The organism is Chitinophaga solisilvae, from assembly GCF_009928525.1.
Taxonomy (GTDB): domain Bacteria; phylum Bacteroidota; class Bacteroidia; order Chitinophagales; family Chitinophagaceae; genus Chitinophaga; species Chitinophaga solisilvae.
Genome location: NZ_JAABOK010000007.1, coordinates 365,613 through 381,819, shown reverse-complemented (window position 1 = coordinate 381,819; position 16,207 = coordinate 365,613). Strand labels below are relative to the sequence as shown.

At 46.3% G+C, this 16,207-nt stretch carries 17 protein-coding genes; 8 read left to right on the top strand and 9 right to left on the bottom strand.

The genetic code is table 11. From position 1 onward, the window contains the following. Nucleotides 1-5: 5 nt before the first annotated feature. Nucleotides 6-1,382, bottom strand: coding sequence for a DNA repair protein RadA (radA, locus tag GWG06_RS17170; RefSeq protein ID WP_160714631.1), 1,377 nt, complete (start codon nt 1,380-1,382; stop codon nt 6-8). Between the two features lie 559 nt (nt 1,383-1,941). Here radA and GWG06_RS17165 point away from each other — a divergent pair. The 6 genes from GWG06_RS17165 (at nt 1,942) to pyrH (ending at nt 6,685) form a co-directional block, all read left to right on the top strand. Next, the gene (locus GWG06_RS17165) at nt 1,942-2,631 is read left to right on the top strand and encodes a zinc metallopeptidase (protein ID WP_160714629.1); all 690 of its coding nucleotides are present in this window, start codon (nt 1,942-1,944) and stop codon (nt 2,629-2,631) included. Nucleotides 2,632-2,919: 288 nt separating this feature from the next. Next, entirely contained in the window at nt 2,920-3,363 is a 444-nt protein-coding gene (gene rplM, locus GWG06_RS17160) for a 50S ribosomal protein L13 (protein ID WP_127044410.1), read from the top strand. Nucleotides 3,364-3,377: 14 nt separating this feature from the next. Further along, entirely contained in the window at nt 3,378-3,767 is a 390-nt protein-coding gene (rpsI, locus tag GWG06_RS17155; protein WP_127044411.1) for a 30S ribosomal protein S9, read from the top strand. A gap of 62 nt (nt 3,768-3,829) precedes the next feature. Continuing rightward, nucleotides 3,830-4,825 carry a 30S ribosomal protein S2 gene (gene rpsB, locus GWG06_RS17150; RefSeq protein WP_127044412.1) on the top strand — a complete coding sequence of 332 codons (996 nt, stop codon included), beginning with the start codon at nt 3,830-3,832 and terminating at the stop codon, nt 4,823-4,825. A 152-nt stretch (nt 4,826-4,977) separates the two neighbouring features. Then, nucleotides 4,978-5,802, top strand: coding sequence for a translation elongation factor Ts (tsf, locus tag GWG06_RS17145; RefSeq protein WP_127044413.1), 825 nt, complete (start codon nt 4,978-4,980; stop codon nt 5,800-5,802). Nucleotides 5,803-5,995: 193 nt separating this feature from the next. Further along, a complete protein-coding gene (gene pyrH, locus GWG06_RS17140) occupies nt 5,996-6,685 on the top strand; it encodes a UMP kinase (RefSeq protein WP_476695788.1) in 690 nt (229 codons plus the stop codon). A 120-nt stretch (nt 6,686-6,805) separates the two neighbouring features. On the opposite strand, the gene GWG06_RS17135 is transcribed toward pyrH, so the two are convergent. Continuing rightward, nucleotides 6,806-7,915: a DUF3298 domain-containing protein gene (locus GWG06_RS17135; protein WP_127041824.1), complete on the bottom strand. Its 1,110-nt coding sequence runs from the start codon at nt 7,913-7,915 to the stop codon at nt 6,806-6,808. 87 nt (nt 7,916-8,002) lie between these two features. Here GWG06_RS17135 and pdxH point away from each other — a divergent pair, with 87 nt between their 5' ends. Next, on the top strand, nt 8,003-8,650 hold the full coding sequence (gene pdxH, locus GWG06_RS17130; protein WP_160714627.1) for a pyridoxamine 5'-phosphate oxidase: 648 nt from the start codon (nt 8,003-8,005) through the stop codon (nt 8,648-8,650). Between the two features lie 136 nt (nt 8,651-8,786). Here the strand turns inward: pdxH and GWG06_RS17125 are convergent, their stop codons facing one another. The 6 genes from GWG06_RS17125 to GWG06_RS17100 form a co-directional block, all read right to left on the bottom strand. Further along, nucleotides 8,787-8,906 (bottom strand): 30S ribosomal protein THX, encoded by a 120-nt coding sequence (locus GWG06_RS17125; RefSeq protein ID WP_127041828.1) that lies wholly within the window; start codon nt 8,904-8,906, stop codon nt 8,787-8,789. Between the two features lie 148 nt (nt 8,907-9,054). Then, nucleotides 9,055-9,324: an HU family DNA-binding protein gene (locus GWG06_RS17120; RefSeq protein ID WP_029465307.1), complete on the bottom strand. Its 270-nt coding sequence runs from the start codon at nt 9,322-9,324 to the stop codon at nt 9,055-9,057. Nucleotides 9,325-9,640: 316 nt separating this feature from the next. Next, nucleotides 9,641-9,943, bottom strand: coding sequence for a DUF4286 family protein (locus GWG06_RS17115; protein WP_127041830.1), 303 nt, complete (start codon nt 9,941-9,943; stop codon nt 9,641-9,643). A gap of 48 nt (nt 9,944-9,991) precedes the next feature. After that, nucleotides 9,992-10,756 carry an exodeoxyribonuclease III gene (locus GWG06_RS17110; protein ID WP_160714625.1) on the bottom strand — a complete coding sequence of 255 codons (765 nt, stop codon included), beginning with the start codon at nt 10,754-10,756 and terminating at the stop codon, nt 9,992-9,994. A 153-nt stretch (nt 10,757-10,909) separates the two neighbouring features. Next, nucleotides 10,910-13,675 carry a methionine synthase gene (gene metH / locus GWG06_RS17105; RefSeq protein ID WP_160714623.1) on the bottom strand — a complete coding sequence of 922 codons (2,766 nt, stop codon included), beginning with the start codon at nt 13,673-13,675 and terminating at the stop codon, nt 10,910-10,912. A gap of 37 nt (nt 13,676-13,712) precedes the next feature. Next, nucleotides 13,713-14,729 carry a homocysteine S-methyltransferase family protein gene (locus GWG06_RS17100; RefSeq protein ID WP_160714621.1) on the bottom strand — a complete coding sequence of 339 codons (1,017 nt, stop codon included), beginning with the start codon at nt 14,727-14,729 and terminating at the stop codon, nt 13,713-13,715. Between the two features lie 402 nt (nt 14,730-15,131). On the opposite strand from GWG06_RS17100, the gene GWG06_RS17095 reads away from it, so the two are divergent. Then, nucleotides 15,132-15,347, top strand: coding sequence for a hypothetical protein (locus GWG06_RS17095; protein ID WP_127041838.1), 216 nt, complete (start codon nt 15,132-15,134; stop codon nt 15,345-15,347). Between the two features lie 193 nt (nt 15,348-15,540). Here GWG06_RS17095 and recR read toward each other — a convergent pair whose 3' ends face one another. After that, nucleotides 15,541-16,158 (bottom strand): recombination mediator RecR, encoded by a 618-nt coding sequence (gene recR, locus GWG06_RS17090; protein WP_127041840.1) that lies wholly within the window; start codon nt 16,156-16,158, stop codon nt 15,541-15,543. Nucleotides 16,159-16,207: the final 49 nt, after the last annotated feature.

Below are 16,207 nucleotides of genomic sequence, written 5' to 3'. Positions count from 1 at the left end.
CGTAGTCAGAACAACTGCTGATAAACTTCCTCCACCCTTCCTACTGAAACTACTTCAATATTGAATTTACTTAAATCTATTCCTTTTTTGTTGTACCGGGAGATGAAAATTTTTTCAAAGCCTAACTTTTCTGCTTCCGCAATGCGTTGTTCAATTCTGTTGACGGCACGTATTTCCCCGCTGAGTCCTACTTCTCCGGCAAAGCATATTTTGCCGGCGATGGGGTTGTCTTCGTAGGATGATAACAGGGCGCATAATACCGCGAGGTCAATAGCAGGATCTTCTACGCGGATACCGCCGGCAATATTGAGGAATACATCCTTCACGCCGAAGTGGAACCCGCCGCGTTTTTCCAGTACGGCCAGGAGCAGCTGCAACCTGCGCAGATCAAAGCCGGTGGCTGTTCGCTGGGGGGTGCCGTATACCGATTGCGTTACCAGCGCCTGTACTTCCACGAGCAGCGGCCGGAGGCCTTCCATGGTTGCAGAGATGGCCACGCCGCTGAGGAGGTCATCGCGTTGGGAGATTAATATTTCAGACGGATTGGTCACCTGGCGAAGACCGGCGCCGGTCATTTCATAGATGCCCAGTTCTGCGGTAGAGCCGAACCTGTTTTTGATGGTACGAAGAATGCGGTAAGCATAATGCTGGTCGCCTTCAAACTGCAGCACGGTGTCCACCATATGTTCCAGTACTTTAGGACCCGCAATGGAGCCGTCTTTTGTAATGTGACCGATCAGGAAAACGGGGGTGTTGCTTTCTTTGGCGAAGCGTTGCAGTTCAGCAGTTGTTTCGCGTATCTGTGATACGCTTCCCGGAGCAGATTCAATTAATGGTGTGTGTAATGTCTGTATAGAATCCACGATCACCAGTTGAGGCTGTAATTTTTTAATTTCCTGGAAAATGGTCTGCGTGGAAGTAGCGGTTAACAGGTAAAAATGTTCATTGGAATTCTGGATGCGGTCTGCCCGCATTTTTATCTGTTGTTCACTTTCTTCACCGCTGATATAAAGTGTTTTTACCTGCTTCAGCTGAAGGGCATTCTGCAGGAAGAGCGTAGATTTTCCGATGCCTGGCTCGCCGCCGACGAGTACCAGCGAACCCGCTACTATACCGCCTCCCAGCACACGGTTCAATTCATTGTCGGGCGTGAGTAACCGTTTTTCTTCGGTAGTGGTTACATCAGAAAGGTTGATGATTTTCTGGCTCCGGTTGTTGGAGGTATCATTATCTTTCCAGTCCTGTTGTTTGCCTGGAATATCTTTTTGTACTCTTTCCTCAACAAAGGTGTTCCATTGTCCGCAACTCGGACATTTACCATTCCATTTTGCTGATTCGTATCCACATTGCTGACAGAAAAATGCTGTTCTTATTTTACTCATAAAAATTTTAAAGAGGACAGATACAAAGTAAGTAGTTTTAAAAAAAATCGGGGTGGAAATGTTAAAAGAAGTGGTGTAAAAAGTGAGTTAAAAACCCCTGAAATGAGAAAAGAGCCAAACGGAAGATTCCGTTGACTCTTTCTACTTACTAACCCATTAAATTCAGGACTAAATTACAAAATGGGTTCAGAATAAAAAAGTTTATTTAATCGATGTGAATAACTTTTGAGTGTTTTTTCTAATGTAAGAAAGTGGCTGCCATCGCTTGTTTCAGCCGCTGGATTGTCCAATATTACTTTCATTGGCAACTCGTAAAATGTTGATAAATAGGGTTGCTGTTGAGGATTTTTGCATATAAATTTTTTCAAATATGGAAATTGCCGCTGATGTAATTTTCCGCCGTATTTTCAGGAAAATTTCTTAAATTAAGTCAAAATGACAGTGTTAAATTTATATATCAGCGGTAAAAAGAAGGGTTGGCAGCAAAGTCTTAAATAAATCTTAAACCGATGGGTCTGGAAAGGTATTTGTTCGTTTTAAGTCACCTAATTTTAAAAGTATGACACCAGGAATCATGTTCGTTTCGCTGATTTTTGTAGGGATCAGCCTGCTTGTGAGCTATGTGTTGAAAAGTAAGTTCAGGTCCTACAGTGAGATACCTACCTCATCCGGACTTACGGGGAAGCAGATTGCCGAGAAAATGCTGCGGGATAATAATATCCATGACGTCAGGGTGCTGTCTTCCGAAGGCTTTTTATCAGATCACTATAATCCGGCCGATAAGACCGTGAACCTCAGTCCGGATGTATATTCCGGCGCCAATGTGGCCGCAGCGGCAGTAGCCGCACACGAATGCGGGCACGCAGTGCAGCATGCCACGTCCTATCCGTGGCTGGGACTACGTTCCAGGCTGGTGCCGGCCGTACAGGTCAGCGCTTCCCTGGTGCAGTGGGTGCTGCTGGGCGGTATCCTGCTGATCAATGTCTTTCCGCAGCTGCTGCTGGGGGGGATTATCCTGTTTGGTATTACCACGTTGTTCTCCTTGATTACGCTGCCGGTAGAATTTGACGCTTCCAACCGGGCGCTGGCCTGGCTGGACAGCAGCAATGTTATGCGTCCGCAGGAGCACGACAAGGCTAAAAATGCGCTGTGGTGGGCTGCTATGACCTATGTGGTGGCAGCGCTGGCATCTATTGCCACACTGGTACAGTATGTTCTTATATATATGGGTGCCCGGGACCGGAGGTAGCAGGCGGGGCAGAAGATATGCCGGCCGTGCAGCCTTCCCGGCTGCACGGTTTTTTATTTTTCTTCCGGCTGTGCCCGGAAAACAGGCCGTTGACATTATGTTTTCTACTGATATCAACGGGGTGTTAATAACTTTAAAACAAAATTTTTATTGAAAATCAATTTGTTGCAAAGGTGCCTTGTAAAAAAGTGGGTAAAATGTATGGTTATTCAGCAGGAGCTGTTTACCTTTGCGTTCCCCATTCCAGGGGGAATTGTTTACAAGACGTAATTTTTATCGTAAATAACAATGAATACATTAAGCTTTAAAACTAAATCGGCTAACGACGCTTACGTAAAGCGTGACTGGCATATAGTAGATGCTACCAACCTGACACTCGGAAGAGTTTGTGCTAAGATGGCGGCTATCTTAAGAGGTAAAAACAAGCCTTACTATACGCCTCATACTGATTGTGGTGATTTTATCATCGTAATCAATGCAGATAAGATTTCTTTGACCGGCAACAAAATGCAGGAAAAAGAATACATCCACTACACAGGCTATCCTGGTGGTCAGAGAATTGAACTGGCTAAAGACCTGATTCGTCGTCGTCCGGAAGTGATGATTGAAAAGGCTATCAAAGGTATGTTACCTAAGAACCGCCTGGGCCGCAAAATGTTCAAAAAACTGTTTGTTTATGCAGGTGCTGAGCATCCTCATGCTGCGCAGAAACCACAACCTTTAACTTTCTAATTTTTCTCTGATACATGGAAAAGCAAAAAAATACAATAGGTCGTCGTAAGGAAGCTGTTGCCCGCGTGTATATCAGCAAGGGTACCGGTAACATTACTGTAAACGACAAAGACTATAAAAACTTCTTTTCTCTGATCTACCTGCAGAACCAGGTTGAACTGCCTCTCAAAACTATCGACGCTGTTGATAAATTTGATATTAAAGTGAATGCACAGGGTGGTGGTATCAAAGGACAGGCAGAAGCTATTAAACTCGGTATCGCCCGCGCATTATGCGAAGTGAACATCGAGTTCCGTCCTGCGCTGAAAGCAGCAGGTCTCCTGAAACGTGATCCAAGAGGTGTAGAACGTAAGAAACCAGGTAAAGCGAAAGCTAGAAGAAGCTTCCAGTTCTCTAAACGCTAATTTTGAGTACTTAGCTAACATCGCTAAACATTATTTGATCCTTTTAATTGAGCAATATAAACATGGAAAATAATACCTCATTGCAGCAGCAGTTACTGGAGGCAGGTGTTCACTTTGGTCACCTGAAGAAGAAATGGAATCCTAAAATGCTGCCTTATATTTTCGCAGAAAAGAAAGGTATTCATATCATTGATCTGAACAAAACCGTTGAAGGTTTACAGGAAGCAGCAGCTGCCCTGAAATCTATCGCTAAAAGCGGTAAAAAGATCATGTTCGTTGCTACTAAGAAGCAAGCGAAAGACATCGTAGCAGATGCTGCGCGTAACATCAACATGCCTTTCGTTACTGAAAGATGGTTAGGTGGTATGCTCACCAACTTCTCTACGATCCGTAAGAGTGTGAAGAAAATGCAGAGCATTGAAAAAATGCTGCAGGACGGAACTTTCGACAACATCACTAAAAAAGAACGTCTGACTTTAAGCCGTGATAAAGAGAAAATGGAAAAAGTGCTGGGTGGTATTGCCCAACTGGCACGTGTACCAGCTGCTCTGTTCATGGTAGATATCAGCCACGAGCACATTGCACTGGCTGAAGCTAAACGTCTGGGTATCTCTACCTTCGGTATGGTAGATACTAACTCAGATCCAAGCAAAGTTGATTTCGCTATTCCTGCGAACGATGACGCTACCAAATCTATTGCTATCATCACCAGCTACATCTGCGCAGCTATCGCTGAAGGTCTGTCTGAAAGAGCTACAGAGAAATCTGAAGAAGAAGTAGAAGAGGAAGAAGCAGACGATAAGGCACGTAAGTTCGAAGTTGAAGGTGGCGAAGACCGCGAAAGAGGCCGTAAATCCGGCAGCGGCGGTGGTGCAGGCAGAGGCCAGGGCGGTCCTGGTGGTGCTAACCGTGGCGGTGGCCAGGGTGGCGCTAACCGTGGCGGCGGCAACAACCGCGGTGGCGGTGGTCCTAACCGTGGCGGTGGCCAGGGTGGCGGACAACGTCGTCCATCTAACGCCGGCGGTGGTGCTCCAAGAAAACCACAGGGCGGAAGATAATCTCCGGTCATTTTGATTTATTGATTTGATAATTTAAGTATTTGAATGCAGCGAAGACCTTTTGGTACCTTCGCTGCATTTCAAATATTTTAAGTCTGAAAATCAGTTTATCCAAAAATCAATTATTTAATTCTCTTAAATCAATATAGCTCATGGCAACAATTACAGCAGCTGATGTAAACAAACTGCGTCAGCAAACTGGTGCGGGTATGATGGATTGCAGAAAGGCACTGGTAGAAAGTGATGGCGATTTTGAAAAAGCAGTAGACTACCTGCGTAAGAAAGGTCAGAAAGTAGCTGCGCTGCGCTCCGACCGTGAAACCAAAGAAGGCGTTATCATCGCTAAAACTTCAGCTGATGGTAAATCCGGTGTTATCGTAGGTCTGGGTTGTGAAACTGATTTCGTGGCTAAAAACGAAGACTTCGTGAAATTTGCACAGGCTATCGTTGACCTCGCCCTGTCTAAAGGTATTAAAACTATTGAAGACCTGAACGCTGCTGAACTCGACGGTGCTACCGTTGCTGATAAAGTAAACGACCAGGTTGCAAAAATCGGTGAAAAAATCACCCTCAATAAATTCGAATACGTTGAAGCTGGTGGCGTAACTGCCTACATCCACGGTAACTACCGTATGGGCGTACTCGTAGCTTTCTCTAAACCTGTTACTGAAGAAGTAGGTAAAGATATCGCTATGCAGATCGCTGCAATGAACCCGATCGCAGTAGACGCTGACAGCGTTCCTGCTGAACTGATCGCACGCGAAAAAGAAATCGCTGTTGAGCAGGTGAAAGCTGAAGGCAAACCAGCTGAAATGGCTGAGAAAATTGCCGTAGGTAAAGTGAATAAATTCTTCAAAGAAAGCACCCTGCTGGCTCAGGCCTTCGTTAAGGATAACAATAAATCCGTAGCGGATTACCTGAAATCAGTAGATGCTGACCTGAAAGTGGCTAGCTTCAAGCGAATCGCTTTAGGTTAATCTGATCATATTAAAAAAAAGGAGAGAATTAAGTTTCTCTCCTTTTTTTTGCGCAGAAAAAAATAGCCGCTGGTTGTGAGCCTTTAGCCACTGCTAATCGCTAAAGACGAACACCTAACAGCTAAAAATTGTATCTTAGGATTATACATCTTACAATATTTATAGCGTCATGTTGCCAAAGTATAAGCGAATTTTGCTCAAATTGAGCGGTGAGGCCCTGATGGGGGATGCAAATTATGGTATTGATCATAAGGTAATTTCCCAGTATGCCTACGATATAAAAGCTGTTACAGACCTCGGTGTGCAGGTTGCCATTGTAATAGGTGGTGGTAATATTTACCGCGGAATGAACGAAGCTGAAACCGGTATTGAAAGAGCCCAGGGAGATTATATGGGAATGCTGGCAACCGTTATCAATGGAATGGCCCTGCAAAGCGGACTCGAAAAAATAGGACTGTACACCCGTCTCCAGTCAGCCATTAAAATGGAACAAATCGCAGAACCTTACATCCGCCGCCGCGCCATCCGCCACGTGGAAAAAGGCCGCGTAGTAATATTCGGCGCAGGTACCGGTAACCCTTACTTTACTACCGATACCGCTGCCTCCCTCCGTGCCATCGAAATCCAGGCAGATGTGATCCTCAAAGGAACCCGCGTAGATGGTATCTACACCGCGGATCCGGAGAAAGACAAATCCGCTACCCGCTACGAAACCATTACCTTCTCTGAAGTATACCAGAAATCACTCAACGTCATGGATATGACAGCTTTCACCCTCTGTCAGGAAAACAAGCTGCCCATCATCGTATTTGACATGAACAAACCTGGTAATCTGTTGAATGTAATTATGGGTAAGAACGTAGGGACGTTGGTGCAGGGATAATTTCATTTTATTATTTTACTATTTGAGATTTACATAAGAGCGAAGACCTGAGCAGATATTATTCCGCTCAGGTCTTCGCTCTTATGTAAATCTCAAATAATAAAATAATTAAAATGAAAACTATTTCATCAGGTTTTTTATCTCGGAAAGCGGCACAAAGAGCGTCACCTGCCCCAGTGCATAAGGGCCTATTTCATAAGGGCTGTAACTGAATGCCACGCCTTTATCGGTCATGATGAAATTGTTGTTGGGTGTAATGGTTTTTACCAGCAGGCTCTGATCGAGGGATTCGTCTTCGTCTATATGGAATTTTTTACGGAAAGCCTTGTCCAGGAAGGGAGCCAGGGCTTCCTTGTAGCCGGGTTTAAAAACTTTTTCGGGGGTAAGTACTTCTTTTTTTGCAAGATCCAGTGTCTTGTAGCTGGAGCCCCAGTTGCCGTGCGCCCCGCCGGTGAAGTCGTATACATACTTTTCTATCACAAGTAACGGCCAGGTATTCCATACCACCTTCATATCGTTTTCGGCAGTCCAGTTCCAGGAAGCGGAGGAAGTGGAGGCAATTTCTGCGCTGTCAACATCCCTGGCGGCGAGGCGATAACCCAGTACAAAGGAATCCACTGCTTTTCGCACGTACTTGTGCGGGTCATTGATTTTTGCGCTGCCGGTGATTTCCTGTATAAGGAATTTGCTGAGGGTGGAATCGGCGGAGGAGTCTGGCCAGATAATACTGTTGGAGGCCGTACCTACCGGCGAGGCCGCCATGGAGGGCACCAGCTTTACAGAGTCGGTACTGTAGTATATATTGAGCGGCATACATTTATTCATGTCTGTATGCAATTCAAAATGAAAGGAGGTGCTGTCTCCATGCCATACTCCCATGAAATAGCCATCGTCAGTGAGTTTGCCACCAAAGAAGCGTTCTTCTTCCTTACTGGCATTATCTTCATAAATTTTAACCTGATCGGAGTCCTCACTACCCCAGATACTGATAGGCACGCCCGCGCTGTCATAGCTGTAATAGCCACGGAAAAGGTGCGGAGCCAGTTTAAGCAGTTGCATGGTAATCATCCGGCCGCCTACCTGGCCTTTAAGTTGTGCATAATAAAAAGGTGTGGTGACCAGCGGAATAATGACGGGCGCCTTTTCATTCTTTTCTTCCGGCTGCCGGTTGTTATGACAGGAGAGCAACGCCGTCGTTGCCAGGATGAACAATAGGAAAGCTCTTTTCATACTATGATTTATATCAGGTCTTCAAAATTACTATTATCCTTCCATACCTTTGCTATACAGGTTTAAACCAATAAAATTCTACAGACCATGTTAAACCAGAAAGTCGCTGATTTAAGGAAGGATTACAGGCTGACCTCACTGGATGAGGGCGATGTGGCGCCGTACCCGTTGCAGCAGTTTGAGAAATGGTGGCACGATGCAACCAGCAGCGAGGTAGAGGAGCCTAATGCCATGACGCTGGCAACCAGTACGCCGGACGGCCATCCTTCTGCACGTATTGTGTTGCTGAAGAGTTTCGACGAGGAAGGGTTTGTGTTTTTTACCAATTATGAAAGCCGCAAAGGGCAGGAGCTGGCACTGAATCCGCACGTGACATTGCTTTTCTTCTGGCGGGAACTGGAGCGTCAGGTACGTATAGAAGGCACGGTCAGCAAGGCATCTATGGCTATTAATAATGAGTACTATAACAGCCGTCCTCTGGGGAGCCGTATCGGGGCAATCGCGTCGCCTCAAAGTAAGGTGATTCCGGGCCGTTCTTTTCTGGAAGAACAGGTGGATCAGGTGGCATCAAAATATGAGAAGGAAACGCCTCAGCGGCCGGATTATTGGGGTGGCTATGTGGTAAAGCCCAGCGTAATGGAATTCTGGCAGGGAAGAAGCAGCCGTTTGCATGACCGTATTTTATATACCCTCACACCTACCGGCAGCTGGAAGATAGAGCGTTTAGCGCCCTGAGCATTTTACTATCTGAGATTTAATTATTTGAGATTTGGCCATTTACAATACACCGGAGATCCTGGCAGATTATATTCGCTTATATCTCCGCTGCATTGTAAATGACCAAATCTCAAATAATTAAATAATAAAATGTTTATGCTTTTTTCTCAGCTTTAGCGGCTGTAGCAGATTTTCTTGTTTTAGACGGTCTTACTTTACCGAAAGATTTGCTGAAGATTTTACCTCTTTTGGTTTTGATATCTCCTCTACCCATGATGAATGATTTGAGTTTTGTTTTTTAATATGATGTTATCAGGCTGCAAATTACTGCAAATAGCCGAAATAGTCTACAGTCCGGGTTCTATATAAAAAAAAAGCAAGAAACATGATTGTTCCTTGCTTGAATAAGTTGTGCTAACTGATTAGAGCTTATCAGATAAAGCTTTACCAGCTTTGAATTTAGCAACTTTCTTAGCCTTGATCTTGATGATCTGACCGGTCTGTGGGTTTCTACCGTTACGTGCAGCACGTTTGGAAACGGAGAAAGTACCGAAACCAACCAAAGTTACTTTACCACCTTTTTTCAGGGTATCAGCAACAGCTTTGGTGAAAGAATCCAGAGCTTCGTTAGCTTGGGTTTTAGTGATAGCTGCGTCTTTTGCAAGCTTGTCGATTAATTCGGCTTTGTTCATAGTTAGTAAGATTTAACTAGTGAAAAAATGTTTGATGTGAGCAAATATAGCGCGTTTTATCAGATTACCAAATTTTTTACAACTTTTTTATAGAAATTTTTATCGGCTGAAAAACGCTACTGGTAACGGTTACAGCTGATTGGTCACCTTCCCGCTAAAGCCGATGACTTTAGCAGAAATACATAAAACCCTGTGCCATAGCTAATTTGCCAGTATTTCGACTGTTACCGCCCCCTCTTTTCAAGTATTGTACCAAACTACAAATGCCTTGAAAATAGTGAATTTCCTGTGGATAAGTTTAATTGTTAAGCATGGTTTACACCACCTGCATAATGGTATTAAAGGCAATAAAACGATCGCCGAAAAGGTCGTAACCCCTTTGCCGCAGGGCTTGTTCGTGCTCGCTTCTGAAGCGCTGATAGTTCTCCGTACTGTCTGTGAAGTACTGGATCGCATAGGTGGGTCCCTCGGTATCATCCTGCTCCAATAACCGGCAGATGCGGCAATCATGGAACAAGCCGGTGTTGAGCATAGCCGGAATATGTTCTTCCCGCATCCATTTCAACCACGACAAATGCGTATCTGTGGCCACTTTTGTGGTAACGTTGTAAATAATCATCTTGTTGTCTGGATTAGTATTCCCATATTAATATATGGCCGGAAACCATTACAGGGCCAGCTCTACAAATACCGGGCAGTGATCTGAATGTTTCACTTCCTGATAAATAGCGGCATGTTTCAGCTTCTCTTTCAGCGGCGAGGTAACGTTGATATAATCGATACGCCAGCCTTTGTTATTGTTCCGCGCATTGGCCCGGAAGCTCCACCAGCTGTACTGGTGCGGATCCGGATTGAAATGCCGGAAGCTGTCCACGAACCCGCTGGCAAAGAATCTATCCATCCAGGCCCGTTCTTCCGGCAGAAAACCGGTAGAGTTCTTATTGCTGACAGGATCATGAATATCTATCGGTTTATGGCAGATGTTGTAATCTCCGCATACCACCAGATTAGGACGGGTTTTCTTCAGCTCTTCCAGGTAGGCAAAGAACTCATCCAGCCACTGGTATTTGTAGGTCTGCCTGAGGTCCCCGCTGGTGCCCGAAGGGAAGTAGGTATTAATCAGGGTCAGATCGCCGAAATCCAGCCGGATAAAACGGCCTTCTGTGTCACTCTGTTCATGGCCGCTGCCATACTGCACAAAATCAGGTTTTATGCGCGTCAGCACGGCCACCCCACTATAACCCTTCTTTTGTGCCGGATACCAGTAGTGCTCATAGCCCAGCTTGTCAAACTGCTGGAAGTCTACATTCTCCTGATGCGCTTTGATTTCCTGTAAGCAGATAACATCTGCAGGATCCGTTTGCAGCCATTCGGTAAAACCCTTGGTCATGGCGGACCGGAGGCCGTTTACATTGTAGGAAACAATTCTCATAACAAACCATTTTGTAAATAATTACGAATTGCGAATTACGAATTACGAATGAGGAGCGAAGACATAAGCGGATAAAGAATTTACTTCTTTGCTTATGTCTTCGCTCCTCATTCGTAATTCGCAATTTGTAATTCGTAATTCATATTGTACGAACTATATATCATATTCCAGATTAGGCCTCAGCCACTTCTCGGCTTCCTCCACTGTCCAGCCTTTGCGGGCGGCATAGTCTTCTACCTGGTCTTTTTCAATTTTTCCCAGACCGAAATATTTGGATTCCGGATTGGCAAAATACCATCCGCTGACGCTGGCAGCAGGGTACATGGCCAGGGATTCAGTGAGGGTAATGCCGGTGTTGGTAGTGGCATCCAGGAGGTCGAATAATTTGTATTTCTCGGTATGCTCCGGACAGGCAGGGTAGCCTGGCGCCGGGCGTATTCCCATGTATTCTTCTTTAATCAGTGCTTCGTTGCTCAGGTGTTCATCGCTGGCATAACCCCAGAACTCCTTGCGCACGCGTTCGTGCATCAGTTCTGTAAAGGCTTCCGCAAGCCTGTCTGCCAGGGCTTTCAGCATGATACTGTTGTAGTCGTCATGCTCCGCCTTGAATTTATCGAGCCATTTTTCAATGCCGATACCCGCTGTTACGGCAAATCCGCCGATGTAATCGGTTTTGCCTGCAGCTGCAGGGGCGATATAATCCGCGAGTGACTGGTTAGGTTGCCCGGGCGCCTTCTTGATCTGCTGACGCAGGAATTCCAGCTTAACCGGGGCAATTTCAGTCTGTTCAGGCGTCACCTGGATGGTGTCGGGAGCGGTTCTGACAGCCGGGTAAATGCCGATAACGGCTTTGGCGCCCAGCCATTTTTCACTGATAACTTTCTTCAGCAGCTCCTGCGCATCGTTGTAGAGCCTGGTGGCTTCAACGCCTACTACCTCATCTGTCAGGATCTGCGGGAATTTACCATGTAATTCCCAGGCGATGAAGAATGGCTGCCAGTCAATATACTTTGCAATTTCTGCCAGGTCATAGTCTTCGAAAGCCTTGATGCCGGTGAATTTCGGCTTAACAGGCGTAAACTTGTCCCAGTCAATCTTCGCATTGTTTTCCTGTGCAGCGGCTATCGTCAGGTACTGTTTTGTCGGTTTTTTATTTTTGAAAGATTCGTTGAGCTTTCTGTATTCTTCCTGTACGGCAGAGAGGAAATCTTTCTTCAGAGCTTTGTTCAGCAGGCTTCCGGTAACGGTTACACTGCGGGAAGCATCCAGTACGTGCACTACGCCATGGGTGTATTCCTGCGCAATTTTCACGGCAGTATGTGTACGGGAGGTGGTAGCGCCGCCGATGATCAGCGGAATATCAAATTCCTGTCTTTTCAGTTCACGGGCTACGTGTACCATCTCATCCAGGCTGGGCGTAATCAGGCCGCTCAGTCCGATGATATCTACCTTTTCCTGGCGGGCTGTCTGCAGAATTTTTTCAGCAGGCACCATTACGCCGAGGTCTACTATTTCATATCCGTTACAGGCGAGTACTACGCCTACGATGTTTTTACCGATGTCGTGCACATCTCCCTTTACGGTAGCCAGCAGGATTTTTCCGGCGGATTTGATTTCTCCTCCGTGCAGGGCCTGGTTGCGCAGTTTTTCCTCTTCAATGAATGGCGTAAGTACCGCCACAGATTTCTTCATTACACGGGCGCTTTTCACGACCTGGGGGAGGAACATTTTACCGGAGCCAAAGAGGTCGCCGACGATGTTCATACCATCCATCAGGGGGCCTTCAATTACATCCAGCGGCCGCGGATATTTCTGGCGTGCTTCTTCCGTATCTGCATCAATATAATCGGTGATACCGTTTACGAGGGCGTGGCTGAGTCTTTCTTCCACGGTTCCCTGCCGCCAGGTTTCATCCTTTTCCACCACTTTGCCTTTGGCCTTTACGGTGTCGGCAAACTGGATCAGTCTTTCAGTTGCATCTTCGCGGCGGTTTAATATGGCATCCTCACAAAGTTCCCGGAGCTGCGGTTCAATATCATCATAGATCTGCAGCATGCCTGCATTTACGATACCCATGTCCATACCTGCTTTGATGGCGTGGAACAGGAATACGGAGTGCATGGCTTCGCGCACGGTTTCATTACCGCGGAAGGAGAAGGAAACGTTACTTACGCCGCCGCTCACTTTTGCCAGCGGCATCAGTTGCTTGATGCGGTGGGTGGCGTTGATGAATTCTACTGCGTAGTTATTATGTTCCTCGATACCGGTTGCGATAGCGAAGATGTTTGGATCGAAGATGATGTCCTGCGGATCGTAGCCTACTACTTCCGTCAGTATTTTATAAGCCCGGTGGCTGAAGCTGACTCTTTTTTCTTCCGTATCAGCCTGTCCGTGTTCATCGAAAGCCATTACCACTACTGCGGCGCCGTAGCTTTTACAGATATAGGCCTGTTCAATGAATTTGGCTTCACCTTCCTTGAGGGAGATGGAGTTTACAATACATTTACCCTGTACGCATTTCAGGCCGGCCTCAATTACACTGAACTTACTGGAGTCAATCATAATGGGGATACGGGCGATGTCCGGTTCTGCGGCCACGAGTTTCAGGAAGGTTGCCATGGCGAGTTCGCCGTCGAGCAGGGCATCGTCCATGTTAACGTCGAGTATCTGTGCGCCGTTTTCCACCTGCTGGCGGGCAACGGACAGGGCTTCTTCGTACAGGCCTTCGCGGATGAGGCGGGCAAATTTTTTGGAGCCGGTTACGTTGGTTCTTTCGCCTACGTTGATGAAGTTGGTTTCAGGACGAACTACCAGCGGTTCCAGGCCGCTCAGGCGCATAAATGGTTTGATTACCCGGTGCTGTTCCTCTGAAATAGCAATATCGTTGGTATCAGTATTGTTTATGATGGTTGCGCTCATGTTGCTTGTTACTCAAATTTAGAATGTAGAACCCTTGTTATGCCAGTGCTGCAGCCAGTGCTGGCTTTGTGCGGGGTTTAATATTTTTCACATGCATGGCAATGTGGCGGATGTGATCCGGTGTAGTACCGCAGCAGCCGCCAACAATATTTACAAAGCCTGATGAGGCAAAGTCTTCGATGATGCAGGCAGTATCTTCCGGTTCCTCGTCGTATTCGCCGAAGGCGTTAGGCAGGCCGGCATTCGGGTAGCAGCTGACATAGCAGCTGGCGATATTGGAAAGCTCTTCCACGTAAGGACGCATCTGTTGTCCGCCGAGTGCACAGTTCAGTCCGACAGAGAATGGATTGGCGTGCATCACGGAGATGTAGAATGCTTCCAGGGTCTGGCCGCTCAGGGTTCTGCCGGAGGCATCCGTGATGGTACCGGAGATCATGACAGGCAGTTCCGGTTTGCCGGATTCTCGGAAGTATTTTTTGATGGCGTATATCGCGGCCTTGCAGTTGAGCGTATCGAAGATGGTTTCGATGAGGAGTATATCCACGCCGCCGTCTGACAAGCCTTTGATCTGCTCCTCATAGGCTGCCGCTACTTCATCGAAGGTAACGGAGCGGAACCCGGGGTTGTTCACATCCGGGGAGAGGGAGAGGGTTTTGTTCAATGGTCCGATAGCGCCGGCAACGAAGCGGGGCTTGTCGGGATTCTTTGCGGTATATTCTGTGGCGGCTTTTTTGGCAATGCTGGCAGCAGCCACATTCAGTTCATAGGCCAGTGCCTGCATATCATAGTCAGCCATAGCTATGGAAGTGCTGCTGAAAGTATTGGTTTCAATAATATCAGCGCCTGCTTCGAGGTACTCTTTATGTATGGCTTCTATAATATGGGGCTGTGTGAGGTTCAGGAGGTCATTGTTGCCTTTGAGATCACTATGGTAGTCAGCAAAGCGGGTTCCCCTGTAATCTGATTCTTCGAGTTTGTACCGTTGAATCATGGTGCCCATTGCACCGTCAATAATGAGCACACGCTCATTTGCGCAGTCTTGTAAAGATTTCATGTTCTTAATGCGTTTATTAGTTTCAGTTTAAGAGCACACAGGGTCGAACAATAAACAAATCCACCCCGTATTATCCTGTAAAGATAAACTATTTTAAGATCTTTCAATCCCCGTTATCTGAAGTCCGGACAACGCTTTTATACGAATGTTTTGCTGATTATATCTGCAGTGTATGATATAGATTTTGTCTATAAATAGAAGTTTTATTTGGTAGAAGTCTATAAAGTCTACTATATTTGTAGGGTAATAAGAAACAACATGCAACGAAATGATTTAAACATACTGATAAACCCGGCAAAGGCCGCCCAGCTCCATGGCTGCTGTATCCCAGGGTGTTGCTGTTAATATACAGTGAACAGATTTGTCATTAGTTCTCCCTCTTTATTACAACAAATTTAAATCATGTCTATATCCAAACATATCCATGCCCTCCGTGAACATCTAGCCAGTCTGGGATTACACCCGGTACCGGAAGTGAACAACGGCAGCCAGTCAGAAGTGTTTAAGGTATGTTTCCTTAATAAATACGAAATGAAGCGCTGGAAAGAACTGCGGCAACAACAAGGATCAGAAACCAATCATAAAATATTTCAGCGCCCATCCCAAAAAGGGCGATGACACCTTTTCATAACGTGGAATTACAGGTTAAACGAAGACGGGCGCTATTGAGCGCCCGTATTTATTTTGGTTATTTAATTATTTGAGATTTGGTTATTTAAAATGCAGCGGAGATTATTGCGAATAAGGTATACGCGAAAATCTCCGCTGCATTTTAAATAACCAAATCTCAAATAATTAAATAATCACATGATCAGGGTTTGACGTAGCTGTCGAGTGGCAGGCGGTTGGAGATGGAGCGGGCGAGCGTCATTTCGTCGGCGTATTCCAGTTCGCCTCCGAAGGCGATGCCTCTGGCGATGGTCGTAATTTTTACCGGGAACTCCTTTAGCTTTTTGGAGAGGTAATAAATGGTGGTATCGCCTTCAATGGTCGGGCTCAGCGCCATAATCACTTCTTCTACACCGTCGTGCTTCACCCTGTCTACCAGGGATTGTATGTTTAACTGTTCCGGACCGATACCGTCAATAGGAGAGATGATGCCGCCCAGTACATGATACAGACCATTGAACTGCTGGGTATTTTCAATCGCCATCACATCCCGGATGCTCTCTACCAGGCACACCACGTGGCGGTGGCGGGAGTGGCTGCTGCAGATGCTGCACAGTTCCTCATCGGATACATTGTGACAAACCTTGCAAAACCTGATCTGTTGCCGCATACGGGCAATCGCTTCACCAAACTGCTGTACCTGGGCTGTTTCCTGCTTCAGCAGGTGCAAAACCAGGCGCAGCGCCGTTTTCTTACCGATGCCCGGCAGTCTGGCGAATTCATTTACTGCGTTCTCTATCAGGGCGGAGGAAAATACCATAATGCAAAGTTAGGAATATTGGCGCTGTACCCGCAGCATTGCCAGGGCA